Genomic DNA, 25,062 nt, shown 5'->3' with positions numbered 1-25,062 from the left:
CCCGCTGGCGCTCGCGGCTATTGCTTTGTCCCCATAACGATCGAAAGGCCGCCTGACGAGAGCCTTTACCGGAGCCGCCATGGAATCAGGACTGTCATCCCTGTTGAGCGTCTCGATCGACTTCGAGACCTCCCATCTGTTCTTTCCCCATATCATTCACTGGCTGATGGGTGGGCTGTTCGCCGTGATCCTGGTGTTTAACGTGGCGCCTTTCCTTGCCGCCGTAAGGCGAGGGGAGCGGACGCTGCCGATCCTGGGCGAGTCCATGGACAAGTTCCGTTTTTTCGGAACCCTGGTGCTGATCGTCGTCTACTTCTATCTGATGTCGGTGGTCGGCAACCTCTTTCCCTATACGGGCTACGGCTTCCTGTTTGTATCGATGGCTTTCCTTTTCCTGATGTCGCTGATGTACATGCACACCAGGACCAAGCGCAAGGTCATCACGGCTGCCATCAACGCACTCGTGGCGCCGAGCCTGGCGTGGTTCATCCTCGCCAAGCTGTTCCAGATCACCCTGCCGTAGCGGAGACATATTTTCATGTTCGATATCCTGTCATTACTCGATATCACCTTCTTCCTGCTGGCAGCCCTGGGGGCCCTGGTCGGGATCATCTTCGGGGCTATCCCCGGGATGACCGCTACCATGGCCGTGGCGGTGTGTCTGCCGCTGACCTACGCGCTCGGTCTCAATCATGGTCTGGCTCTGTTGCTGGGGCTCTATGTGGGGGGCATCTCCGGCGGCATGGTGCCGGCGGTGCTGCTCAACATCCCTGGCACGCCATCCTCGATCACCACCACCTTCGATGGTTTTCCCATGGCCCAGAGGGGCGAGGGCGAGCGTGCCTTGAGGGTCTGTGTGGTGGCTTCGCTGATCGGTGGCCTCATCAGCGCCATCGTGCTGTTCCTGTTCGCGCCGATGCTGGCCGAGTTCTCGATCAAGTTCTCCTACGTCGAGAAGTTTCTGATCATCCTGCTGGCCCTGACCGTCATCGCCTCCATGTCACGCAACATGCTGGTGGGTATCTTCAGCGGCGTGTTGGGCATCTGGCTGAGCCTGATCGGCACCTACAGCATCTCGGACGGCGGCAACGGCCATACCCGCTTGATGTTCGATTTCCTCGAGCCGTACCTGTTCGAGGGCTTCTCCCTGCTGCCGGTGCTGATCGGTATCTTCGGCATCGCTACCATCCTGCTGGAGGCCGAGGAGGGCGTGAAGAGCGGCCTGGCCGGCAAGAACATCAAATTCGGCAAGGGGAGCGGCTTCTCCTTCGGTATCTTCAGGGGACGGCTGACCAATTTGGTACGCTCGTCCTTCATCGGTACCTTCGTCGGCATGCTGCCGGGCGTCGGCGGCAGCGCTGCCTCGGTGCTGGCCTACACCCAGGAGCGTAACCTCTCCCGCGATTCCAGCGAGATGGGCAAGGGCGCACCCCAGGGCCTGATTGCCTCCGAGTCCGCCAACAATGCCCTGACCGGCGGCGCGCTGATCCCGCTGCTGTCGCTCGGCATCCCGGGCGATTCCACCACCGCGATCCTGATCGGCGCCTTCACCCTGCAGGGCATTCAGGTTGGCCCGCTGTTCATCCCGGAGAACGCCGACACCTGGTACGTGATGATGATCGCCCTGGTGTTCGCCAATTTCGTGATGTTCTTCCTGATGTTCTATGCCATCAAGCACATCGCCAAGGTGGTGCTGGTGCCCAAGTACATCCTCTACCCGATCATCGTGATGATGTGTGTGGTCGGCGCCTACGCGATCAATTACGGCATCATGTTCGACGTCTGGACCCTGCTGATCTTCGGCGTGCTGGGCTACCTGATCCAGAAGGTTGGGCTCGAGGTCGCGCCGCTTATCATCGGCTTCATTCTCGGTGGTCAGGCGGAAGTCTACTTCGTGAAGAGTCTGGAGTCCTTCGGCACCTACTCGATCTTCTTCACCAAGAGCCCCATTGCCGTGGTGCTCTGGCTGCTGATCGCCGCGTCTGTGGCCTTCTCCCTGGTGATGGGGATGAAGAGCCGCGCCAAGCGTCGCCTGGAGACTTCCTCATGAATTCCTGTCATCCGCACAACCACGAGGCCTGGTCATGACACATTCAACATCGGCTCCTCGGGTAATCCGCATCCATCCGCGTGACAACGTCGCGGTGGTCGTCGGCCAGGGTGGCCTGGCCGCTGGCGAGCGCCTCGACGATGGCATCGAGTTGAAGGCCAAGGTGCCTCAGGGCCACAAGGTGGCATTGGTGGCGCTGGCTGAGGGCGACGAGGTGATCCGCTACGGCGAGGTCATCGGTACGGCAGCCACGGCCATCCCGCAGGGCGGCCACGTCAACGAGACCAATCTGCACATGCCCACGCCGCCGGCGCTGGAGGACTTGCCGCTGGCGACGCGCTCCGCCCCAGAAGTGGCTCCGCTGGAGGGCTACACCTTCGAGGGCTTCCGCAATGCTGATGGCAGCGTTGGCACCAAGAACGTGCTGGGCATCACCACCAGCGTGCAGTGCGTGGCGGGCACCATCGACCATGTGGTCCAGCGTATCAAGCGCGAGCTGCTGCCGCGCTTCCCCAACGTCGATGACGTGGTGGGGCTCAACCACAGCTATGGCTGCGGCGTGGCAATCAATGCACCGGCCGCGGTGATCCCGATCCGCACTCTCAAGCACCTGGCCCAGAACCCCAATTTCGGCGATGAGGTCATGGTCATCGGGCTCGGTTGCGAGAAACTGCAGCCCTCGACCCTGGTCGAGGATCGGCCGGTGAAGGTGTACGAGAACACCGAGTCTGCCGATCCCGAGGCCAATGTGTTGAGCCTGCAGGACGAATCCTTCCAGGGGTTCGAGGAAATGATCGATGGCATCATGGCCATGGCCGAGCGTCACCTCGAGCGTCTCGATCGTCGTCGTCGCGAGACCTGTCCGGTGTCCGAGCTGAGGGTGGGCATGCAATGTGGCGGTAGCGACGCCTTTTCCGGGTTGACCGCCAATCCGGCCGTGGGCTTCGCCACCGATCTGATCGTGCGTGCCGGGGGCAGCGTGATGTTCTCCGAGGTCACCGAGGTACGCGATGCCATCCACTTGCTGACGCCGCGAGCGGTGGACCGCTCGGTCGGCCAGGCGCTGGTCGATCAAATGGCCTGGTACGACGACTATCTCTCCCAGGGGCAGGCGGACCGTAGCGCCAATACCTCGCCCGGTAACAAGAAAGGCGGGCTTTCCAACATCGTCGAGAAAGCGTTGGGCTCGGTCATCAAGTCCGGCGACTCGCCGATCGTCGATGTCATCGGCCCGGGAGAGCGGCTGCGCAAGCGGGGCCTGACCTTCGCTGCCACCCCGGCCAGTGACTTCATCTGTGGCACCCTGCAGGCCGCTGCCGGCATGAACCTGCAGGTTTTCACCACCGGGCGCGGCACGCCCTACAACCTGCCGATGACGCCGGTGATCAAAGTGTCGAGCAATTCCACCCTGGCGCGCCGCTGGCATGACCTGATTGACCTCGATGCCGGGCGTATTGCCACCGGCGAGGCGAGTATCGAGGAACTGGGCTGGGAACTCTTCCACTTGATCCTCGAGGTGGCCAGTGGCCGTCGCCAGGTCGCCGCCGACCGACTCGGCCTGTACAACGACCTGGTGCTGTTCAATCCGGCGCCGGTGACCTGAACCCGTTCGATTCTCACAAGAGGCAAAGTCCATGTTCCCCAAGATCACCAAGATGAACATTGTGCCGGTGGCCGGCGAAGACGGTTTCCTGCTCAACCTGAGCGGTGGTCACGCTCCCTGGTTCATCCGTTGCGTGCTGGTGCTGGAAGACGAGTCCGGCAATCGCGGGGTCGGTGAGATTCCCTCCAGTGACGGAATCCTGAAGGGACTGGAAAAGTGCCGACCGCTGGTAGAAGGCGCGCGGGTCAACGAGGTCAAGCAGGTGCTGAGCCGGACACGCAACCTGCTGGCTCAGGGAGGGCCGGAAGAGCGTGGCCAGCAGACGTTCGATCTGCGGGTGGCGGTGCACGTCATCACGGCCATCGAGTCGGCGCTGTTCGATCTCTTCGGCCAGGCGCTGGGCATGCCGGTCGCCGACCTGCTGGGCCAGTACGGTCGCCAGCGCGATGAGGTCGAGGCGCTCGGTTATCTGTTCCTGCTCGGCGATCCCGACAAGACCGATCTGCCGTATCCGAAGGCCACCGACCCGGTCGATGCCTGGGACGAAGTGCGTTATCGCGAAGCCATGACGCCCGAGGCCGTTGCCAATCTGGCCAAGGCCGCCTATGAGCGCTATGGCTTCCGTGACTTCAAGCTCAAGGGTGGCGTGCTGCGCGGTGAAGAAGAAGCCGATTGCATCCGCGCGCTCCACGAGGCCTTCCCCGAAGCCCGCCTGACGCTGGACCCCAATGGAGCCTGGAAGCTGGACGAGGCAGTGCGCGTGCTGGAGCCGATCAAGCACTTGCTGAGCTACGCCGAGGACCCCTGTGGCCAGGAAGGCGGCTTCTCCGGTCGCGAGACCATGGCCGAGTTCAAGAAGCGTACCGGGCTGCCCACCGCGACTAACATGATTGCGACCGATTACAAGCAGTTGCAGTTGGCGGTGCAGCTCAACTCGGTGGATATCCCTCTGGCCGACTGCCACTTCTGGACCATGCAGGGCGCCGTGGCGGTAGGCGAATTGTGTAACGAGTGGGGCATGACCTGGGGCTCGCACAGCAACAATCACTTCGATATCTCGCTGGCCATGATGACCCACGTGGCCGCCGCCTGCCCGGGCGAGATCACGGCCATCGATACCCACTGGATCTGGCAGGACGGCCAGCGCATCACCACCGATCCTTTCCAGATCCGCGACGGCAAGCTCAAGGTGCCGTCCACGCCGGGCCTTGGTGTCGAGCTGGACGACGACAAGCTGATGGAGGCTCACGAAAAGTACAAGCGCCTCGATGTCACCCAGCGCAACGATGCCATGGCCATGCAGTATCTGATCAAGGGCTGGGAATTCGATCCCAAGCGCCCGGCGCTGGTGCGCTGAAGCAGCACCGTGCCATCCGGCGGAGCGGGGTGCCCCCTCTTCGCCGGCTCACTTCCAGTGATACGGCCATACCGGCGGTATCACTGCTTCCCTCGACAGGAGAGAAATGATGACACTCGAAGGCAAGCAACTGATTGGTGCCCAGGCCGTCTCGGCTGAAGGCGCTGTGATCCAGGCAGTGAACCCCGCCACCAACGAGCGTCTCGACCCGGGCTATCCCGCCGGTGGCAAGGCCGAAGTCGAGCGGGCCTGCGAACTGGCCTGGGCGGCCTTTGATGCCTATCGCGAGACCGGCCTCGAAGCCCGTGCGACCTTCCTCGAAACCATTGCCGATGAGATCGAGGCCATCGGTGAGCCGCTGATCGAGCGTGCCGTGGCGGAATCGGGGCTGCCGCAAGCGCGTATCCAGGGCGAGCGCGGTCGGACATGCGGCCAACTGCGCCTGTTCGCCAGCGTCGTGCGTGCCGGTGAATGGCTCGACGTGCGTATCGACCCGGCGCTGCCGGATCGCCAGCCGATGCCGAGGGTCGACCTGCGCCAACGCCACGTCGCCCTGGGCCCTGTCGCGGTGTTCGGTGCCTCGAACTTCCCGCTGGCGTTCTCGGTGGCCGGTGGCGACACCGCCTCGGCGCTGGCCGCCGGTTGCCCGGTCGTGGTCAAGGCCCACTCCGCACATCCGGGAACTTCCGAGCTGGTCGGCCGTGCCATTCAGCGCGCGGTGCAGAAGTGCGAGCTGCCGGAAGGTGTCTTCTCCCTGCTGTATGGCTCTGGGCGCGAAGTGGGGCAGGGCCTGGTGAAGGATTCCCGCATCAAGGCCGTGGGCTTCACCGGTTCGCGTTCCGGCGGCACCGCGCTGATGGCCGCCGCCCAGGCGCGTCCCGAGCCGATCCCGGTCTATGCCGAAATGAGCTCGATCAACCCCGTGTTCCTGCTGCCTGAAGCGCTGAAATCCCGGGCCGCGGCGCTGGGTGAGGCCTTCGTCGGCTCGCTGACCATGGGCGCCGGCCAGTTCTGCACCAACCCCGGCCTGGTCATCGCCGAGAAGGGCGAGGGCCTCGACGCCTTCGTGGCAGCCGCCGGCGAGGCGGTGAAGGGGGCGGCGGCCCAGACCATGCTCACCCCGGGGATTCATGAAGCCTATAACAAGGGGGTCGATAGCCTGGTGGCCAGCGACAAGGCTCGCGAAGTGGCCCGCGGGCCGGTCGGCGAGGGCGCCAACCAGTGCCAGGCCGGTCTGTTCGTGGCCTCCGCCAAGGACTTCCTAGCCGACGAGGCCCTGCAGGCCGAGGTCTTCGGTGCCACCTCGCTGGTCGTCGAGTGTGCCGATCAGGACGAGGTCAAGCGCGTGGCCGAACACCTGGAAGGTCAGCTGACCGCCACCTTGCAGATGGATGATGCCGATGCCGAAACGGCCCGTGGCCTGCTGCCGATCCTCGAGCGTCGCGCCGGCCGCGTGATGGCCAATGGCTGGCCCACCGGGGTCGAGGTGTGTCACGCCATGGTCCACGGCGGCCCGTATCCGGCCACTTCGGACTCACGCACCACCTCGGTGGGCAGTGCCGCCATCCACCGCTTCCTGCGTCCGGTGTGCTATCAGAACCTGCCCGAGGCCCTGTTGCCCGAAGCACTCAAGGATGGCAGCCCGGCCGGCGTCAGCCGCCTGGTCGACGGCAAGCGCGAAGCCTGAGAGCAAGACATTCAACTTGGCAAGCAGTAAGTATTCGGCGGCCTTCGGGCCGCCTTTTTTATGCGATTTTCAAGGCGTCGAGTGGTACCGATCATGCAATCCATTTGCTGGTCGCCGTTCTGGATTGATAACACTTTAGTATGAATCGGCCGATGAGTACTTGCCAGTCGTCAAGGGGATGGCTAGCTTGTCATTCATATGATGTATTATAAGAGAATTTTTGGACTCCTGAGCGCTGAAATGCAGCTCGCTGGCCAATAGAAGCACAAGATCTGCCAGTCCCACTAAGATGGAGAATGTCATGCTGACCAACAAGACAATCATCAGCAACTGCCTGAAACTGACAGCGGTATCCGGAATACTGGCGGTTGTTTCGTTGCCTGCACAGGCGGAACAATGGCGCGGCTGGAATATTCATCCGCCGAGCTATCCCAATAGCGTCGCGCTGGAGAGTTTTGCCGAAGAAGTCGCCGAGAAAACCGAGGGCCGTATCGAGCCCAAGGTTTATCACAATGCTGTCTTGGGGGCTCAGCCGGATGCCATCGAGCAGACGAGAAGCGGTGCCCTGGATTTCGCCAATTTCAACATGGGACCGATGGGGCCGATCGTTCCGGCGACCAATATCCTGTCGTTGCCGTTTATCTTCAATAGTACGGAAGATATGTATCGGATCATGGATGGGGATATTGGAGGGCGCTTCGCCGAGGCACTGGCCGAGAAGAATCTTGTCGCGCTTTCCTGGTTCGGCTCCGGGGCCAGAAGTCTTTACAACACCGATCATCCTGTGAAGACGCCCGATGACGTCGATGGTCTCAAGTTCCGTGTCATGAACAACGATCTCTATGTGCAGATGATCGATGAACTGGGCGGCAATGCCACTCCCATGGCCTACAGTGAGGTCTATCAGTCTCTCAAGACCGGCGTCATCGACGGTGCCGAGAACAACTATCCCTCCTATGAGTCAAGCGGCCACTATGAAGTGGCGAAATATTACTCGCTGACCGAGCATCTGATTCTTCCCGAGTGCCTGTGTGTTGCCAAGTCAACCTGGGATGAAATGTCCGAGGAAGACCAGGGTATCGTGCGCGAGGCCGCCGAGAATGCTGCCCAGGAGCAGCGCAAGTTGTGGGAAGAACGTGCCCAGAAGAGTCGCGAGCTGGTGCTGGAGTCCGGTGTGGAAATCAACGAGGTCGACGATAAGGCGGCTTTCCAGGACAAGATGCAGCCTATCTATGACGATTTCGTCGAGGAAAACCCGGAGCTAGAAACCCTGGTGAAGGATATACAGGCCGCTCAGGAATGATCCTGTGAATTTTCTCGGAAACCCCGGTGCCGGTTATGGCGCCGGGGCGCCCTTTAAAGGATGACAGTTCGTGAGCAATTATTCTGACGATACCCACGGTTTGGCAAGCGATGATACTGGGGAACGATCCTCTTTCGATGCCTTGCTGGATGGGATCGCTCAAGCTTGTATCGTCTTCTCGGGTGTACTGCTGGTCTTTCTGATTGCATCCTTCGGATGGCTCGTCTTCGGTCGTTATGTCCTCAACGACACACCGACCTGGGTGGAGCAGTCATCGCTGTTGATCGTCGTTTATGTCACCTGTCTCGGGGCGGCCGCCGGGGTGCGTAACAAGACACATCTGAGTATCGAGTTCATTAGAGAAGGACTGCCGGTCTTGCCGCGAGATGCGATGCGCTATGTCGCCGATATCTTCGTGATGCTTTTCGGTGCCTTCATGGCTTGGCAGGGCGGTGTCATGGTGCTGGAAAATCTCGGTCGTCCCATTCCGATGATTGGCCTTTCCGAAAGCTGGCGTGCTGCCCCTCTGGTGGTCAGCGGCCTGCTGATGATGCTGTTTTCGATCGTCACTATCGTTCAGCGTCTCGTGACGCACCTGGGGAGGTAACATCATGGGGCTGCTGATTCTGTTTGGTGTCTTTTTCCTTGGCCTGATCGTCGGTGCACCGGTGGCTTTTGCCGTGGGGCTGGCATCGGTCGTCACCTTTATCTATGAAGGTTTGCCTCTCTTCGTCGGCTTTCAGCGAATCCTGTCGGGTATTTCCGTGTTTTCGCTGCTGGCGATTCCCTTCTTCATCCTCGCCGGCGAGCTGATGCTCCACGGGGGCATTTCCAATCGTCTGGTGCGCCTGGCATCGGCTGCCGTGGGTCGCGTGCGAGGAGGGCTCGGGCTGGTCAACGTCTCTTCTTCGATGCTGTTCGGCGGCATTTCCGGCTCGGCGGTCGCCGATACCTCGGCATTGGGGTCGATTCTGGTGCCGGTGATGAAGGAGAAAGGCTATGACGCCGACTATGCGGTCAATGTGACCGTGACGTCATCGGTCGCCGGGGTGGTGATTCCGCCCAGCCACAACATGATTCTCTATGCCGTGGCCGCAGGCGGGGGCATTTCGGTGACCCAACTGTTCATCGCGGGGATCGTGCCCGGCATCCTGATGTGTCTGGCGCTGGCCGTCGCGGCTTATGTGGTCGCCGTGAAGCGCGGTTATGCCGGTGAAGAGTTCCCGGGTTGGCACGTTTTGATCATCAGCTTCGCGGCGGCACTGCCAGGTCTTTTGACGGCCGTGATCATCGTCGGCGGTGTCCTGTCGGGCATCCTGACCGTGACGGAGTCCGGTGCCTTCGGTGCCATTTATGCCATCGTGGTCACGGGGCTGGTCTATCGTGAGCTGCGCTGGGAGTCCTTCAAGCAGGCCGTCTATCAGTCGGTGCGTACGACCTCGCTGGTGATGATACTGGTGGGCTGTGCCTCGGCCTTTTCCTACCTGCTCGCCCTGTACAGCGTGCCGGAGCTGTTGAGCGAGGCGCTGTTGGCGATCTCGGACAATCCCTACGTCATTCTATTGATGCTCAACCTGCTGCTGCTCGGCCTGGGAATGATCATGGACATGGCGGCGTTGATCCTGATCTGTACGCCGATTTTCCTGCCGGTAGCGACCCAGTTCGGCATGGACCCCATCCAGTTCGGCATCATTCTGATGATCAATCTGGGGCTGGGGCTGTGCACGCCTCCGGTCGGTTCCTGCCTGTTCGTCGGTAGCGTGATCGGCAAGATCAAGATCGAGCAGGCCGTGCGCACCATCTGGCCTTTCTATCTGGCCTTGTTCGCTGTGCTGATGCTGGTGACTTACGTGCCCGCGGTATCGCTGATGCTGCCGTCCTTTTTCGAGTAACGCTTCTTCATATAACGGTCAATCAGGATGCAACGATGAAGATCGCAAGCGTGCATACGCATATTCTCGACTACCAGCTCGAGCAGGCCTTCGAGAGCGCATCGATGCGTTTCGAACGACGCCAGCATTGCCTGGTCGAGGTGGTCTGTGACGACGGCACCGTGGGCTGGGGAGAGTGCCTGGGGCCGGCCAAGGCCAATGCCACGGTGGTAGGGCTTTATGCCGGTGCCCTGGTAGGGGCCAACCCCCTGGAGACCGAAAAGCTCTGGCTCGATCTCTATAACCGGTTGCGCGATCAAGGGCAGCGTGGCCTGACGATGACGGCCCTGAGCGGTATCGACATCGCACTCTGGGACATCAAGGGCAAGCACTACGGTGCTTCGATCAGTGAGCTGCTCGGTGGTCGTTTTCGCGAGGAAGTTCGGGCCTATGCCACTGGCTCGTTTCGTCGCGATGGCGTCGATCGGGTCCAGGATGTCGCCGAAGAGGTCGCCGGATATGCCCGGGAGGGCTTTCATGGCGTCAAGATCAAGATCGGTTTCGATGTCGAGGAGGATCTGCGTGCGATCGCCGCCGCCCGGGAAGCGATCGGCCCGGAGCGCCGCCTGATGATCGACGCCAATCATGGTTATGACCTGCTCGAGGCGCTCGAGGTCGGCAGGCGTGCCGAGCCGTATCGGGTCGACTGGTTCGAGGAGCCGGTGCTACCCGAGCAGATCGATACCTATCGAGCCGTTCGACAAGGACAGCCGATTCCCGTTGCCAGCGGCGAGAACTGGCATGGTCGCTACGCCATGCTCGAGCCGCTTTCCACTCGGGCGGTGGATATCGCCCAGCCCGATGTATGCGGGGTGGGCGGTTTCTCCGAGATGCGGCGTGTCGCGGACATGGCGGCCATGTTCGGTGTGCGCCTGGTGCCCCATGTCTGGGGAACGGCGGTGTGCATCGCCGCCAGCCTGCAGTTCATGGCGGCCTTGCCGCCCAACCCGCCGCGGCGTCGGCCGATCGAACCCATCATGGAGTTCGACCGTACCAAGAATCCTTTCCGTCAGGCCGTCGTTACAACGCCCATCGAGCATCAGGCGGGCGTCGTGCGCATTCCCGACGGGCCGGGGCTGGGTATTGCCATCGATCGTGACGCCCTGCGTCACCATGCGCTGAAGGAGGACTGATCGTGTCCGGGATTCCCGTCAACACTCGACCGCTGGATGGAGCGGCGCCGGCCTTGCAGGCACCGCCCGGGGCCACCGATTGCCATATCCATCTCTATCTGCCGGGCTATCAGGCCCAGCCGGGTGGCCCGCCGATCCCCGAACTGGCCACAGTGGAAGACTACCGGCAGGTTCAGCGTCGCCTGTCGCTGGAGCGGGTCGTGGTGACCCAGTCCAATGCTTACCAGTGTGATAACAGCGCCTTGCTCGATGCCCTGTCGCAGTTGGGGCCCGAGACGGCCCGAGGCGTTGCGGTGGTGACGCCGGATACGCCGGACCATGAGCTCGAGGCCTGGCATGAACGCGGCGTGCGTGGCGCACGCATCATGCAGTTGCCGGGCGGTGCCGTGAAGATTGACCGGATGCTCGATGTCGAGCGACGGATCCGCTCGCTGGGGTGGCATCTGATGGTGCAGTTCAATGGCCGCCATCTCGACGACTATCGAGATGAGCTGCGCCGCATCGAGGGCGATTACATCATCGATCATATCGGCAAGTTCATGGATCCGGTGCCGGCCGACGATCCGCGTGTCGACGAGCTTCTGCGCTTGCTCGATCGCGGCAATGCCTGGTTCAAGATCTGTGCGGGATACGAGGCGAGCCTGGAGGGTGGCCCCCATTACGCTGATGTCGGTGCCATTGCCAGGCGTGTCATCGAGCATGCCCCGGAGCGCATCCTGTGGGGGAGCAACTGGCCCCATGTCGGCGTGCCGCGCTCCCAATACCCGGATGATGCCGAACAGCTCGATGTACTGGTCGAGTGGGCCAGTCCGGATGTGCGGCACAAGATCCTGGTCGACAATCCGGCGGCGTTGTACGGGTTCGAGGCGGCCTGACGGCGCGTCGGCTGTCGGAGAGAGTCTTTCATCAACCTATAGAACGATTCCCGAGCAGAGGAATCGCGCGACGAGACCAAAGGAGCAACATGATGCTGAATCGGATTCTGGTTACCGGGGCGGCCGGTGGTGTCGGCAAGGCCATTCGTCCGCATCTCGAGCGCCTGGCCCATCAGGTGCGGTTATCGGATGTCGCCGATCTGGGCGAGGCGGCCGAGCACGAGGAGATCGTGCCGTGCGATCTGGCCGATGCGCAGGCCGTCAAGGAACTGGTCGATGGTTGTGATGGTGTCATTCATCTGGGCGGCGTCTCGGTGGAGAAGCCCTGGGAGGGCATTCTCCAGTCGAACATCATCGGGGTCTACAACCTCTATGAGGCGGCCCGCAAGCTGGGCAAGCCGCGTATCGTGTTTGCCAGCTCGAACCACACGATCGGCTTCTATTCGCGTACCACCAAGATCGACACCGAAGTGCCCCATCGTCCCGATTCACTGTATGGGGTCTCGAAGTGTTTCGGGGAGGATCTGGCGAGCCTGTACCACGACAAGTTCGGCGTCGAGACACTGAGCGTGCGCATCGGCTCATGTTTTCCCAAGCCGGCGGACACGCGCATGATGGCAACCTGGCTGAGTGTCGAGGACTTCGTCGCGCTGCTCGAGCGTGCCTTCGTGGCTCCCAAACTGGCCCATACCGTGGTCTATGGCGCCTCTGCCAATAACGAGACCTGGTGGGACAACAGCAAGTCCTCGTTTCTCGGCTGGGCGCCGCGCGACACTTCCGAGCCATGGCGTGCCGAGGTCGAAGCCAAGGCCGGGGCCATCGATCCCGATGATCCGACGGTCGTCTATCAGGGCGGTAAATTCGCGGCTCAGGGTCACCCGGACGATTGAGGGAGCCGGCCTTTCAGAAGAGGTGCCAAATGGACGATACGGTCACTCTGACGCTGGATGAGGCGGAGGCGCTGAGTCGGGAAGTGCTTACCCGGCATGGCTTCGACGAGGCGCATGCCGGTGCCATCACCCGCAGCGTGGTCGCGGCACAGCGCGATGAATGCCATTCCCATGGGCTGTATCGGCTGATCGGCTGTGTCGATACGTTGCATCATGGTGGTGTCAGCCCCGATGCGACGCCCGAGATCATCGATATCGCCCCTGGCGTGGTGCGTGCCGATGCTCGACAGGGATGTTCCTTGCTGGCCTTCGAGCAGGCGCGTCCTGCGCTGATCGACAAGGCGAGAACCAACGGGATCGCCATGCTGGCGCTCAACAACGCCTTTCATTTTTCGGCCCTGTGGCCTGAAGTGGAGTCCCTCGCGGAAGAGGGACTCGTTGCGCTGGCGATGACGCCGAGTCATGCCTTCGTGGCGCCGGCGGGTGGCCAGGCGCCCTTGCTCGGCACCAATCCCATTGCCTTTTCCTGGCCGCGCCCCGGTACTTTCCCCTATACCTTCGATTTCGCCACCAGCGTAGTGGCGCGCGGCGAAATCGAGCTGCATCGTCGTGCCGGCGAGGCGATCCCCGAGGGCTGGGCGGTCGATCGGCAGGGAGAGCCGACGACGGATCCCGCGACGGCGCTGGAAGGTGCGATGCTGACGTTCGGAGGCTACAAGGGCTCGGCGCTCTCGATCATGATCGAACTGCTGGCCGGCCCGCTGATCGGTGATCTATTGGGCCATGAGACCCAACCGGCCAATGCCGATGGTCAGGGGAAGCCCTTTCACGGAGAACTGCTGCTGGCCATCGATCCCGCTACCTTGCTGGGCACGGATCGGGAGCGGCATATGCAGCATGCCGAGGCGCTGTTCGAGGGCGTGCTGGCACAGGGGGCGCGACTTCCTTCGCAGCGTCGCCACGAGGCGCGCCGCCGTAGCCGGGAGATTGGCGTGACGATCCCGGCAACGCTGTATCAGGAGCTGGATCGACTGCGCCAGCCGAAGGGCCCCGGCACGTGATCATGGCGGCATGGTCGGTAACATTTTTGAGTGTGATGTATGATGAAAAAGAGGTAAGGGGCAATGGTCCTGCGCTGTTTCGATGATACGATACGGAAAGGACCGATCGCTGGCCCGGACGATGATTTGACTGCACTGCGTGCGTGATATGACGCGGTGGTTCAATGGCAAAAGGATGTGAGATGGCGGTGTCGAATTCATGGGGCGTCAAGCGCATTACTCGCGAGGGCAGCTTGTCCAAGGCGGTCCTGGAGCAACTCGAGCGACGGATCACCTCGGGGGACACGCCGGTGGGCAGCAAGCTGCCCACCGAGAGCGAGCTGTGTGACGCCTTCGGGGTGAGTCGCACGGTGATTCGCGAGGCCATCACGCATCTCAAGTCGCTCGGCCTGGTCGAGACTCGACGTGGCGTCGGGACGACGGTGCTGCGTACCGATGTGGTCGAGCCGCGGCCGGCCGTGCACATCAGCCCCACAACCGTCGAGGACATTCTCCAGGTCCTGGAGCTGCGGTTGACGCTGGAACCCAGCGCCGCCGAGCTGGCCGCGTTACGCCATGACGCGGAAGACCGGGCGCGCCTGGAGGCGCGACATGCGGAATTCTCGGCGGTTCAGGCCAGTCAGTCTCAGGCGCGCCGGGAGGATTTTGCCTTCCACCACGCCATCGTCAAGGCGACGCACAACGTATTCTTCGACCGCTTCTACGAGCCGCTCAGCGAAAGCATGATCCCTCGCTCCAAGCTGCTCAGCATCGACATCGATCCCAGTTCCTCGGCACGTTACCTCGAACTGGTGCAGCAGGAACATGCCCGGATCCTGGAGGCGATTCTCGAGCGGGACGGTCCGGCGGCGCGCACGGCGATGCATGACCATCTCAACCGTTCGAAGGAGATGTACGCGCGCTATCTCGAGGAATAGACCCTAGCGTGCCAGCCAGAGTCCGACGACCACGGCAATGGCCACGGTGGCGAAAAAGACCCGGTTGCGCAGGCGGGTGTCTCGGCGGGGCTTGTCGGGGCGGTGCGTCACGTTGACTCCTGGTAGCGGATGAATGGGGCGAAAGGCGACTTGGCGCACCATGGTATTCCCGTTAGCCTGCTATCACCAGACGGCCCGCCAAACCGGAAGATGCCATGCCCCAGCCTGCTACCGCCACGCCTCTTGTCTTCGCCCATGCCAACGGCTTTCCCGGCCGAAGCTACCGCAGTTTCCTGGCGCCGCTCGAGGCGCGTTTCGACATGCATCCCGTGGAGCAGCTCGGTCATCATCCCGACTTTCCCGTGGGCCACAACTGGCTGGCGCTGCGCGACGAACTGCTGGAGCAGTTACAGGCGTTCTCCGAACCGGTGATCGGCGTCGGGCATTCCATGGGCGGCGTGCTGACGGCCATGGCCGCCGAGCAGGCGCCGGAACGCTTCCGCTGTGTGGTGATGCTCGATCCTCCCTTGATGCTGGGCGTCGACGCCATGGCCATGAAGCTGGCCAAGCGCCTCGGTTTCGTCGATCGGGTCACCCCGGCGGGGCGGACCCTGGGGCGCCGTTCCCGTTGGTCGGACCGTTCGGCGATGCGCGACTATCTGCGTCGCCGCAGCCTGTTTCGTCGTTTCACCGACCAGGCCCTGGATGATTACATCGAGGGCGGTACCCGGGAGCTCGAGGAGGGTGGGGTGGTTCTGCGCTATGACCCCGATATCGAAGTCGACATCTTCCGCCACCTGCCCGATCACCTGAACGCTCTCCCCGAGCGTGCCAGGGTGCCGCTGGGCGTGCTGGCCGGTGATGAGTCCGATCTGCTCACGTCGCGTCGGCGACGTCGCTTGAGGCGTCGAGGTGTCAGGGTCGCCGAGGTGCCCGGCGGCCACATGTTCCCCATGGAACACCCCGAAGCGACTCGCGAGGCCCTGCTGGCCATGCTCGATACCCTGCTGGATGGAGGTGAACGATGACACAGGGAGAGCCCATGCGTCTTGCCGACGGTCGCCTGGCTGCCCTGTCCTGGGGCGAGGCCCGGGCGCCGACCTGGCTCGCCCTGCATGGCTGGCTGGACAATGCCGCCAGTTTCTCGCGCCTGGCGCCGCGCCTCGCATCGAGCTTGGGCATCCGGGTGGTGGCGCTCGATTTCGCGGGCCATGGGCACTCGCGTTATCTGGTCGGGGACGGGGGCTATGCCCTCTGGGACTACTGTCATGACGTGCTCGATGCCCTCGATGCGCTGGGCCTCGAGCGTGCCCCGCTGCTGGCGCATTCCATGGGTGCCGGGGTGGCCTGCCTGCTTGCCGCCGGCCTGCCGGAACGCGTCGAGCGGCTGGTCCTGATCGATGGCCTCGGTGCCGTGACCACTGCGCCGTCGGCGTTGCCACGCCAGTTGCGCAAGGGGCTGCAAGCCCGTCGACGGCCCTGCGCGTCGGCGCCTCGCTATGCTGATATCGAGAGCGCCGTGGCGGCGCGGGTGGCCGGCAGTGCCTCGCCGATCGACGCGGAAACCGCCAGGCCCCTGGTCGAGCGAAATCTGGAGGCGCTGGCATGGGGCGAGTGGCGGCTGCGCAGCGACCCGCGCCTGCGCTGGGCCTCGCCGGTTCGCCTGACGCCCGATCAGGTGCTGGCCGCACTGGGCGCCATGAGCTGCGATGTTCTGCTGGTCGAGGGTCAGGAAGGCATCCTGGGAGAGCGCGAGGGCATGACGTCGAGAAGGGCTGCGGTCGCCGAGCTGACGAGGCGGGTGCTGGCGGGTGGCCACCACCTGCATCTGGAGTCGGAACGGGTGGATGCCGTTGCCGAGACGATTGTGGCGCATGTCCGGGGAACTGATCGAACCTGAGGGAGGAGATGACCATGGCCGAACGATCTCCCGACGAGGATACCGGCCGGCGTGTGGTATTGGCGCTGGGCAGCGGCGGTGCGCGGGGTTATGCGCACATCGGGATCATCGAGGAGCTGGAGGCGCGCGGTTACGAGATCGTGGCGCTGTCGGGCTGCTCCATGGGCGCTCTGGTGGCCGGTATTTACGCGGCGGGTGAGCTGGATGCCTATCGTGACTGGGTCTGTCGCCTGGATTACTTCGATGTTCTGCGCCTGGTGGATGTCACCTGGAGCCCGATGGGGGCAATGAAGGCCAGCAAGGTGATGAGCAAGCTCGAGGAACTGGTCGGCGACACCCTGATCGAGGACCTGCCGGTCCCGGTGACCACCGTGGCCACCGACCTGACTCGCCAACGCGAAGTGTGGTTCCAGTCGGGGAGCCTGTTGCAGGCCATTCGGGCCTCCATCGCGGTGCCGGGCGTCATCACGCCAGTCTACCGGGGCGCCCAGGTGCTGGTGGATGGCGGCCTGCTCAACCCCTTGCCGGTGATGCCGGCAGTGGGCGCGCGTGCGGATTTCCTCATGGCGGTCAATGCCACTGCCCACACCTCACGGCCGGTGACACTGGAATCCCTGCTGCCGCCCGAGGAGGCCGCCGAGGAACAGGCTCGTGAGGCGGAACGCGATCGAGCGGGGGCGGTCGATTTTACCGGCTGGATGGAAGGCGTGCGGGGCGCCACGCGCCGGCTCTTCGATGGTCTCGGTAGCGGTGACGAGGACGACGCCGAAAAGGGCAAGCAGGAACGCGATCGTCATGCCTGGGGGCGCCTCGACATGATGCTGGCATCCTTCGACATCGCCCAGGGCGCGATTGCCAACTACCGGTTGGCGGGCTATCCGCCGGACGTGCTGGTCGAGATTCCCAAGACGGTCTGCGGCGCCTACGAGTTCCACCGCGCCGAGGCCCTGATATGCCTGGGGAGGCATCTGGCCAAGGACGCGTTGGACCGCCGCGAGCGTGAACTCGATATGCGGGGGAAAACCTAACGCTGCCGCCGTAACAGCACATACACCGCACCGGTGCCGCCATCGGCATCGGTGGCCGAGCAGAAGGCCAGTACGCTTGGCCATTCGCGCAGCCAGGCGTTGACGTGGCTCTTGATCACCGGGTAATCGGAGGTGGCGCCCCAGGCCTTGCCATGCACGACCAGCACGCAACGGGCGCGCTCGGCTTCGGCATCGTGCAGGAAGGTCTCGAGTTCCAGTCGGGCCTCGTCGACGGTATAGCCATGCAGATCCAGCCCCGCTTCCCAGGCGATCTGGCCGCGCTTGAGCTGGCTGCGGGTGCGATAGGGCAGGTCGGGCAGCGCGAAATCGAGATACGCCGAAGGCCGGACTGCCTCGACGCGGCCGTCGGAAGTGCGGCCGGTGACGTTGTCCGAGCCGGCGTCGGCGGCCGCCGCGCGTCGTGCCCGGGCGGCTTCGTCCTCTCGGCGCGGGCGACCGGGATCGGCGCGGTTGTGCTGCAGCGGGCGCACACCGGCCTCGCTCAGTGCCCGGCGGAAGGCACTGACGTCATCGGCGTCCGGCTGGTGGCGGCGTCGGCTCATGTCGTGACTCGCATGCTCCTGAAAGGGGGCCAGTATACCGGCCCTGACGTGGCTGTGAACCGCTGCCGAGGGTACAATCGGGGTTCAGCCGCTTTCCCATGCAAACGTCGAACAGGATGCCCCGTGGCCGATTCCGTCTGCTCTTCATCGACTTCCACCCTGACCCTCGACGACGCCGAGTTGGCCGAGGGGCTGATCACCCTGCGTGACTGCCTGCGCTGGGCCACCAGCGAGTTCCATCTGGCCGGCCTGCATTATGGTCATGGTACCGATTCCGCCTGGGACGAGGCAGTGGCCCTGACGCTGGGTGCCCTGCACCTGCCCTGGAACGTCGATCCCGGCGTGCTCGATGCGCGCCTGCTGCCCATGGAGCGCCGCCGTATCGTCGGGCTCGCCAGGGAGCGAATCGGCAGCCGTCGTCCCTTGCCCTACCTGCTGGGCGAGGCCTTCTTCGCCGGCGTGCCCTTCAGTGTCGACGAGCGGGTGCTGATCCCGCGCTCGCCCATCGCCGAGCTGATCGAGCATGGCTTCGGCGCCTGGTTCCCCGTCGAACCGCCGGCGCGAGTGCTGGACCTGTGCGCCGGCTCCGGCTGCATCGGCATCGCCACCGCCCTGCACCTGCCCACCTGCGAGGTCGACCTGGCCGATGTCAGCGCCGAGGCTCTGGAGGTGTCGCGTCTCAACATCACGCGCCACGATGTCGGCGATCGCGTGCGAGCCGTCGCCTCGGACCTCTTCGACGGCCTCGAGGGGCGGCGCTATGAGTTGATCGTCTCCAACCCGCCCTATGTCGATGCCCGGGATCTGGCCACCATGCCCGCCGAGTTCCGTCACGAGCCGGGACTGGCGCTGGGCGCCGGGGCCGATGGCCTGGACATCGTGCGTCGTATCCTGCGCGAGGCCCGCGAGCACCTGACCGACGACGGCGTGTTGATCGTCGAGGTCGGCAACTCTGATCGTCACCTGGAGGCCGCCTTCCCCGAGGTTCCCTTCATGTGGCTGGAATTCGAGCGCGGCGGTCAGGGCGTGTTCGCGCTGACCGCCGCGGAACTCGACGCCCATGCGGCGTCCTTCGCCTGATTCGTCATTGAGGAACGCCCATGTCCGGCAACACCTTCGGCAAGCTGTTCACCGTCACCACCTTCGGCGAGAGCCATGGCCCGGCGCTCGGCGCCATCGTCGATGGCTGTCCGCCGGGCGTGCCGATCGACGAGGAAACCCTGCAACGTGATCTGGACCGGCGTCGACCGGGCTCCTCGCGGCATACCACCCAGCGTCGCGAGCCCGACCGGGTGCGGTTGTTGTCCGGCGTCTTCGAGGGCGTGACCACCGGAACGTCCATCGGGCTGCTGATCGAGAACACCGACCAGCGCTCCAAGGACTATTCGCGGATCAAGGACCAGTTTCGCCCGGCCCACGCCGACTACACCTATCACCACAAGTACGGGATTCGCGACTATCGGGGCGGCGGTCGCTCCAGTGCCCGCGAAACCGCCATGCGGGTGGCCGCCGGCGCCATTGCCAAGCAGTATCTGGCCAGTCAGGGCATCCGGGTGCGTGGCTACATGAGCCAGCTCGGGCCCATTGCCATCGAGTTTCGCGACTGGGCGGCGGTGGACGACAATCCCTTCTTCTGTCCCGACCCGGAAAAAGTGCCCGAGCTCGAAGCCTTCATGGATCAGCTGCGGCGCGATCAGGACTCGGTGGGCGCGCGCATTTCGGTGGTCGCCGAGGGCGTGCCGCCTGGCCTTGGCGAGCCGGTCTTCGATCGCCTCGACGCCGAGCTGGCGCATGGCCTGATGAGCATCAACGCCGTGAAGGGCGTGGAGATCGGCGACGGTTTCGCCTCGGTGGCCCAGCGGGGCAGTGAGCACCGCGATGAAATGACGCCCGAGGGCTTTCTGTCCAATCATGCCGGTGGCGTCCTGGGCGGCATCTCCAGCGGCCAGACGATCATTGCACATCTGGCGCTCAAGCCGACCTCCAGCATCACCATCCCGGGGCGCTCGATTGACGTCGCTGGCGCACCGGTGGAGGTCGTCACCCGCGGGCGTCATGATCCCTGTGTCGGCATTCGCGCCACGCCCATCGCCGAGGCGATGATGGCGCTGACCCTGATGGATCATCTGCTGCGGCATCGAGGCCAGAATCAGGACGTTGAGGTATCGACGCCAAGACTGTCCTGAAAACGGCCTGAGCGAACCGTCCTCAACGGTCGGACTGCTACACTTGGGGCGTATCATCTCATTCACTTCGGCCAGGTGAGGCGCCCCCATGAAGATCAACGTCGAGTTCGATTTGACGCCAGATGAATTCCGCCGGGCACTCGGACTGCCCGATGTGGAAGCCTTTCAGCAGGATTTGCTGGAGCGCATCCAGAAGCAGATGGAATCCGGTGTCGAGGGCTATGACCCCATGAGCCTGATGCAGCCCTTCCTCCAGCAACCGCTCTTCCAGCAGGGCATGGCCAACTTCGGCAACTATCAGCAGATGATGATGGATATGCTGAGCCGTGCTGCGTCCGGGGCCACCCGGAGCCAGGAAAACGATCCGGATGAGCCGCCCTCCGGGGCGTCCGGGCAAGGCGCCGGCAAGGCCTCCTCGGCCAGCGCCCAGTCTCGCAGCCGGCGCAAGAGCTGAGTCGCTGCTCTCTGGTTGGAGCGTATCGTCATTATCTTGCAACGGTCGGCGTGCCAGACTAGTCTTTGTGCAGTGCAGCACGAGTGTTATCCGCATTCCTCGAGGAGGATCAGGCCATGCAGGACAAGATGATCGATGCGTTCAACGAGCAGGCGCGGGAATTCTTCACGCCGATGCGCAAGTTCAATGCCTTGATGCTGGACAACATGGAACGTGTGACCCAGTACCAGCTGGAGGCCATGAAGCGTTACAGCCAGATGGGCACCTCGCGCCTGCGGGATGCCACCGATATCAGCGATGTCGAAGGGGTTCGCGATTTTGGCACCCGGCAGGTCGAGATGATGACCGAGCTGTCCAACCAGATGCTCGAGGATGCCCGGGCCATGAGCGAGATGAGCCTGCGCTTCAAGAGCGAGCTGGAGGCGCTTTATGGCGAGTCCGGCCAGGCGATGGCCGAGCAGGCGGCGTCCGCCGCCGAGCCCGAGCCGACCAAGGAGTCTGAAGGACCGGCCAAAGAGCCTGAAGGGCCGGCCAAGGCCACCAGCCAGGCGGCGCGCAAGCGTAGCTGAGCGTTCTCCATGTAACACCCGGGTCGCTGTCGGCTCGTGACGAGCGGGCGGCGACCGTGCGTCGAGGTCATGGGAGGGAGTGATGCAGCCAGGGAATCATGCACCGTCACAGGAGGAGCTCGAGGCGTGGGGCGAGCAGGCCAGGCTGATCGGCGAGCAATATCGCGCCTTGATCGAGGACGTACTGCCGCGCCTGGTGCCCGATACCGCCGCCGAGTCCGTCTATGCCGACATGCACGACAGCTTTCGGGCCGGCGCCGAGGCGCTGAATCGCGATCCTTCCCTGCTGTGGCAGACCCAGGCACGCTTGATGGAGGATCAATACCAGCTTTGGCAGAACGGGCTCAAGGCATTGTCCGGTGAGTCGGTGGCACCGCTGGTCACGCCCGGCAAGGGGGATCGGCGTTTCCAGGACGAGGCCTGGCACAGCGATCCCTTCTACATGTCGATCATGCAGCAGTACCTGCTGTTCGCACGTCGCGTCGAGTCCCTGGTGGACAGCCTCGAGGGACTGTCGGACGACCATCGACGCAACCTCGCCTTCTACGCGCGGCAACTGGTCAATGCCATGTCGCCGACCAACTTCGTCACCACCAACCCCGAAGTGATGCGGCGTACCCTGGAAACGCGAGGCCAGAATCTGGTGGATGGCCTGGCCCGGTTGCGCGAGGATCTCGCCAATTCCGTCGAGGGGCTCAATGTCACCATGACGGACCGCGAGGCCTTCGAGGTCGGCGAGAACATCGCCGTCACCCCTGGAGCAGTGATCTTCGAGAACGAGCTGATGCAGCTGATCCAGTACACTCCCAGCACCGAGAAGGTCTTCAAGACGCCGTTGCTGGTGGTGCCGCCCTGGATCAACAAGTATTACGTGCTCGACCTTCGTCAGGAGAACTCGCTGGTCAAGTGGCTGGTGGATCAGGGCCACAGCGTCTTCCTGATCTCCTGGCGCAATCCCGGTCCCGAGCAGCGTGATCTGACCTGGGCCGATTACATGCAGATGGGGCCCATTGCGGCCATGGAAGCCATCGAGCAGGCCGTGGGCGAAAAGTCGGTCAACCTGCTGAGCTACTGTGTCGGCGGGACTCTGACGGCCTCGACAGTGGCCTACCTGACCAGCACCCGGCGCGGCCGCAAGGTGCGCTCGGTCACCTACATGGCGACTCTGCAGGACTTCCGCGATCCCGGCGAGCTGGGCGTCTTCCTTGCCGAGCCGGTGCTCAGGGGCATAGAAGAAAAACTCGAGCAGGACGGCTATCTGGATGGCCGAGTCATGGCCTATTCCTTCAACCTGCTGCGCGAGAACGATCTGTTCTGGTCGTTCTACATCAACAACTATCTGAAAGGCGACGCGCCGGCTCCCTTCGACCTGCTGTACTGGAACACCGACGGCACCAACCTGCCGGCGGGCACCCACGGCTGGTACCTGCGGCACCTGTATCGCGAGAACCGCCTGGTCGAGCCGGGTGGCATCGAACTCGACGGCGTGAAGATCGACCTGCGCAAGATCTCGGTTCCCAGCTACTTCGTCTCCACCCGCGAGGACCATATCGCCAAGTGGAACAGCACCTATTATGGTGCCTTGCTGCCCAAGGGGCCGGTCACCTTCGTGCTGGCCGGGTCCGGGCATATTGCCGGCATCGTCAATCCGCCCCACAAGAACAAGTACGGTTTCTGGACTAACGAGGAACTGCCGGACGATCATGAAGCCTGGCTCGAGGGAGCCGAGGCGCATGAAGGCTCCTGGTGGCCGCACTGGCAGGCCTGGATGACCGAGAACGGCTACGCCGATCCCGACAAGCTGGTACCGGCCCGCCAACCCGGCGAAGGCCAGCTCGATATCCTCGAGCCGGCACCGGGGCGGTACGTGAAGATGACGATTCCCGAGGTGCTGGCTCCCGGCGAAGCCGGGAGTTAGCTGTAAGCTATAAGCTTTAAGTTTTAAGAAAAAACTACCCCGGACTGCGCCCGGAGCCGTAAGTGGAGAGCTGCAAGCTTCAAGAAAGACCCTTCTCGTTGGTCTGGTGGCAGCATGCTGGCTTACGGCTTACGGCTTACGGCTTACGGCTTACGGCTTACGGCGGCGCTTAGCCGGATGCCGGGCAGTACCATCAGCGCCGCGAGGAGCCAGATCGGCCAGCTGCCGGTGCGGGTGAAGGGGGTGAGGCCTTCCATGGGAACGTATTCCCCGACCAGGGTGGCGGCTTCGAACTGGGGCAGGCGGCCGGTGATGCGTCCCTGTGGGTCGACGATGGCGGTGACGCCATTGCTGGTGGCCCTGACCACGTAGCGGCCGTTTTCCAGGGCGCGCAGGCGGGCCATCTGCAGGTGTTGCTGAGGGCCCAGGGAATCGCCGAACCAGGTATCGTTGGAAAGCGTCAGGAGTACGTTGGCGTGACGTGCCTGCTTGGCCACCAGATCGGCGTAGATGATCTCGTAGCAGATGGCATTGCCGATGCGGGTGCCGGCGGCGACCATGGGTTGCTGGCCGTCGGGGCCTGGCGTCATGGCCGGCATCGGCAGGTCGAAGAAGGCGATGGCGCCGCGCAACAGGCTTTCCAGTGGCAAGTACTCGCCGAAGGGCACCAGATGGTGCTTGCGATATTCACCCTGCACGCCGTTCAGGCCGACCACGCTATTGTAGAAGTTGCCCTGCTCATCACGCTGGAGAATGCCGGTGAGCAACTGGGTATCGTCCGGCAGGCTCGCCTGGGCGCGCTCCAGCACTGGCCGGGCCTGGTCCTCGAACATCGGCAGCGCCGCTTCCGGCCAGATCACCAGGTCGAGCGGTGTGTCGCCCAGTTCCCGGGTCAGGCGCCGATAGGTATCGATGGCGGTGCGCTGGCCTTCCGGAGTCCACTTGATCAACTGCGAGAGGTTGCCCTGCAACAGGGCGACGCGCACCGGGTCGCCGGCGGGATGGGTCCATTGCAGCGGCAGTGCCAGGGGTATCAGCCAGAGGCCGGCGAGGGGCAGGGCGGCCCACCAGCGACGGCGCAGCAGCTCCACGCCGAGTGCGCCGCTCAGGGCGGTGATCAGCGACAGCAGGTAGACACCGCCCACCGGCGCCCACGGCGCCAGGGGGGAATCCACCTGACCGCTGCCCAGCAGCAGCCAGGGAAAACCGGTGAACAGCCAGGTGCGCAGGGCTTCGCCCAGCACCCAGGCGCCGGCGAAGGTGAGCACGGCGAAGCGGGGGCCGGCAAGACGTCGATAGAGCCAGAGCGTGACGGCGAAGAACAAGGCGAGGGTGGCCACGAACAGCGTCGTCAGGAAGACGGCCAGGGGAACGCCGGTGTAGCCGTAGTCGTGGATCGAGACATAGACCCAGGAAACACCGGTACCGAACAGGCCCAGGCCATAGCACCAGCCACGCCAGGCCGCCTGACGTGGCGACAGGGCCGGCAGGCCCGCATAGAGCAGGCCGGCGGCCACCGGGGCGAGCCACCACAGCATGAAGGGGGCGGCAGAGAGCGTGGTCAGTACCCCGGCCGCCAGGGCGGCCAGGCAACCGAGCAGGGGGCTGGAGCGAAAGGCGGGCATGGTTCCGTCCAT

23 protein-coding genes are annotated in these 25,062 nt (G+C 63.7%); 21 read left to right on the top strand and 2 right to left on the bottom strand.

From position 1 onward, the window contains the following. Positions 1–79: 79 nt before the first annotated feature. The 16 genes from HELO_RS13295 to HELO_RS13220 all read left to right on the top strand — a co-directional run bounded on the left by HELO_RS13295 (position 80) and on the right by HELO_RS13220 (position 17,735). Complete coding sequence (locus HELO_RS13295) at positions 80–523, top strand: tripartite tricarboxylate transporter TctB family protein (protein WP_013333171.1); 444 nt, start codon at positions 80–82, stop codon at positions 521–523. A 15-nt stretch (positions 524–538) separates the two neighbouring features. Further along, the gene (locus HELO_RS13290) at positions 539–2,050 is read left to right on the top strand and encodes a tripartite tricarboxylate transporter permease (protein WP_013333170.1); all 1,512 of its coding nucleotides are present in this window, start codon (positions 539–541) and stop codon (positions 2,048–2,050) included. Between the two features lie 34 nt (positions 2,051–2,084). Continuing rightward, positions 2,085–3,653, top strand: coding sequence for a galactarate dehydratase (gene garD / locus HELO_RS13285; protein WP_013333169.1), 1,569 nt, complete (start codon positions 2,085–2,087; stop codon positions 3,651–3,653). A gap of 31 nt (positions 3,654–3,684) precedes the next feature. After that, positions 3,685–5,010, top strand: a complete 1,326-nt coding sequence (locus tag HELO_RS13280) for an enolase C-terminal domain-like protein (protein ID WP_013333168.1) — start codon at positions 3,685–3,687, stop codon at positions 5,008–5,010. A 109-nt stretch (positions 5,011–5,119) separates the two neighbouring features. Then, a complete protein-coding gene (locus HELO_RS13275; RefSeq protein WP_013333167.1) occupies positions 5,120–6,697 on the top strand; it encodes an aldehyde dehydrogenase (NADP(+)) in 1,578 nt (525 codons plus the stop codon). Positions 6,698–6,998: 301 nt separating this feature from the next. Then, the gene (locus tag HELO_RS13270; RefSeq protein WP_013333166.1) at positions 6,999–8,000 is read left to right on the top strand and encodes a TRAP transporter substrate-binding protein; all 1,002 of its coding nucleotides are present in this window, start codon (positions 6,999–7,001) and stop codon (positions 7,998–8,000) included. A gap of 70 nt (positions 8,001–8,070) precedes the next feature. Further along, positions 8,071–8,607 carry a TRAP transporter small permease gene (locus tag HELO_RS13265; RefSeq protein WP_013333165.1) on the top strand — a complete coding sequence of 179 codons (537 nt, stop codon included), beginning with the start codon at positions 8,071–8,073 and terminating at the stop codon, positions 8,605–8,607. Between the two features lie 4 nt (positions 8,608–8,611). Next, complete coding sequence (locus HELO_RS13260) at positions 8,612–9,892, top strand: TRAP transporter large permease (protein WP_013333164.1); 1,281 nt, start codon at positions 8,612–8,614, stop codon at positions 9,890–9,892. 35 nt (positions 9,893–9,927) lie between these two features. Continuing rightward, complete coding sequence (locus HELO_RS13255; RefSeq protein WP_013333163.1) at positions 9,928–11,064, top strand: mandelate racemase/muconate lactonizing enzyme family protein; 1,137 nt, start codon at positions 9,928–9,930, stop codon at positions 11,062–11,064. 2 nt (positions 11,065–11,066) lie between these two features. Then, positions 11,067–11,939: an amidohydrolase family protein gene (locus HELO_RS13250; protein WP_013333162.1), complete on the top strand. Its 873-nt coding sequence runs from the start codon at positions 11,067–11,069 to the stop codon at positions 11,937–11,939. A 92-nt stretch (positions 11,940–12,031) separates the two neighbouring features. Continuing rightward, a complete protein-coding gene (locus tag HELO_RS13245) occupies positions 12,032–12,829 on the top strand; it encodes an NAD-dependent epimerase/dehydratase family protein (protein WP_041602141.1) in 798 nt (265 codons plus the stop codon). Positions 12,830–12,858: 29 nt separating this feature from the next. Further along, positions 12,859–13,890 carry an Ldh family oxidoreductase gene (locus tag HELO_RS13240; protein WP_013333160.1) on the top strand — a complete coding sequence of 344 codons (1,032 nt, stop codon included), beginning with the start codon at positions 12,859–12,861 and terminating at the stop codon, positions 13,888–13,890. Between the two features lie 182 nt (positions 13,891–14,072). Beyond that, entirely contained in the window at positions 14,073–14,807 is a 735-nt protein-coding gene (locus HELO_RS13235; RefSeq protein WP_013333159.1) for a FadR/GntR family transcriptional regulator, read from the top strand. Between the two features lie 215 nt (positions 14,808–15,022). Next, positions 15,023–15,835: an alpha/beta fold hydrolase gene (locus tag HELO_RS13230; protein WP_013333158.1), complete on the top strand. Its 813-nt coding sequence runs from the start codon at positions 15,023–15,025 to the stop codon at positions 15,833–15,835. Then, positions 15,832–16,707 (top strand): alpha/beta fold hydrolase, encoded by an 876-nt coding sequence (locus HELO_RS13225; protein ID WP_041602140.1) that lies wholly within the window; start codon positions 15,832–15,834, stop codon positions 16,705–16,707. The genes HELO_RS13230 and HELO_RS13225 overlap by 4 nt, the downstream gene beginning before the upstream one ends. A gap of 14 nt (positions 16,708–16,721) precedes the next feature. After that, positions 16,722–17,735, top strand: a complete 1,014-nt coding sequence (locus tag HELO_RS13220) for a patatin-like phospholipase family protein (RefSeq protein ID WP_013333156.1) — start codon at positions 16,722–16,724, stop codon at positions 17,733–17,735. On the opposite strand, the gene HELO_RS13215 is transcribed toward HELO_RS13220, so the two are convergent. Next, on the bottom strand, positions 17,732–18,298 hold the full coding sequence (locus HELO_RS13215) for a Smr/MutS family protein (RefSeq protein ID WP_013333155.1): 567 nt from the start codon (positions 18,296–18,298) through the stop codon (positions 17,732–17,734). The genes HELO_RS13220 and HELO_RS13215 overlap by 4 nt on opposite strands. A gap of 12 nt (positions 18,299–18,310) precedes the next feature. Here HELO_RS13215 and prmB point away from each other — a divergent pair, with 12 nt between their 5' ends. From prmB to phaC, 5 genes are all read left to right on the top strand, one after another. Then, the gene (gene prmB / locus HELO_RS13210) at positions 18,311–19,378 is read left to right on the top strand and encodes a 50S ribosomal protein L3 N(5)-glutamine methyltransferase (protein WP_013333154.1); all 1,068 of its coding nucleotides are present in this window, start codon (positions 18,311–18,313) and stop codon (positions 19,376–19,378) included. A gap of 20 nt (positions 19,379–19,398) precedes the next feature. Then, on the top strand, positions 19,399–20,484 hold the full coding sequence (aroC, locus tag HELO_RS13205; RefSeq protein ID WP_013333153.1) for a chorismate synthase: 1,086 nt from the start codon (positions 19,399–19,401) through the stop codon (positions 20,482–20,484). An 88-nt stretch (positions 20,485–20,572) separates the two neighbouring features. Then, positions 20,573–20,938, top strand: coding sequence for a DUF6489 family protein (locus HELO_RS13200; protein WP_013333152.1), 366 nt, complete (start codon positions 20,573–20,575; stop codon positions 20,936–20,938). A gap of 116 nt (positions 20,939–21,054) precedes the next feature. Then, positions 21,055–21,507: a phasin family protein gene (locus tag HELO_RS13195; protein ID WP_013333151.1), complete on the top strand. Its 453-nt coding sequence runs from the start codon at positions 21,055–21,057 to the stop codon at positions 21,505–21,507. A gap of 82 nt (positions 21,508–21,589) precedes the next feature. Beyond that, entirely contained in the window at positions 21,590–23,425 is a 1,836-nt protein-coding gene (gene phaC, locus HELO_RS13190) for a class I poly(R)-hydroxyalkanoic acid synthase (protein WP_013333150.1), read from the top strand. A gap of 143 nt (positions 23,426–23,568) precedes the next feature. Here phaC and lnt read toward each other — a convergent pair whose 3' ends face one another. Beyond that, on the bottom strand, positions 23,569–25,050 hold the full coding sequence (gene lnt, locus HELO_RS13185; RefSeq protein ID WP_041602138.1) for an apolipoprotein N-acyltransferase: 1,482 nt from the start codon (positions 25,048–25,050) through the stop codon (positions 23,569–23,571). Positions 25,051–25,062: the final 12 nt, after the last annotated feature.

Origin of the sequence: Halomonas elongata DSM 2581 (genome assembly GCF_000196875.2) — a bacterium.
Lineage (GTDB): Bacteria > Pseudomonadota > Gammaproteobacteria > Pseudomonadales > Halomonadaceae > Halomonas > Halomonas elongata.
Note: the sequence above shows the minus strand (reverse complement) of the source record. Positions and strands in the feature narration are given on the sequence as shown.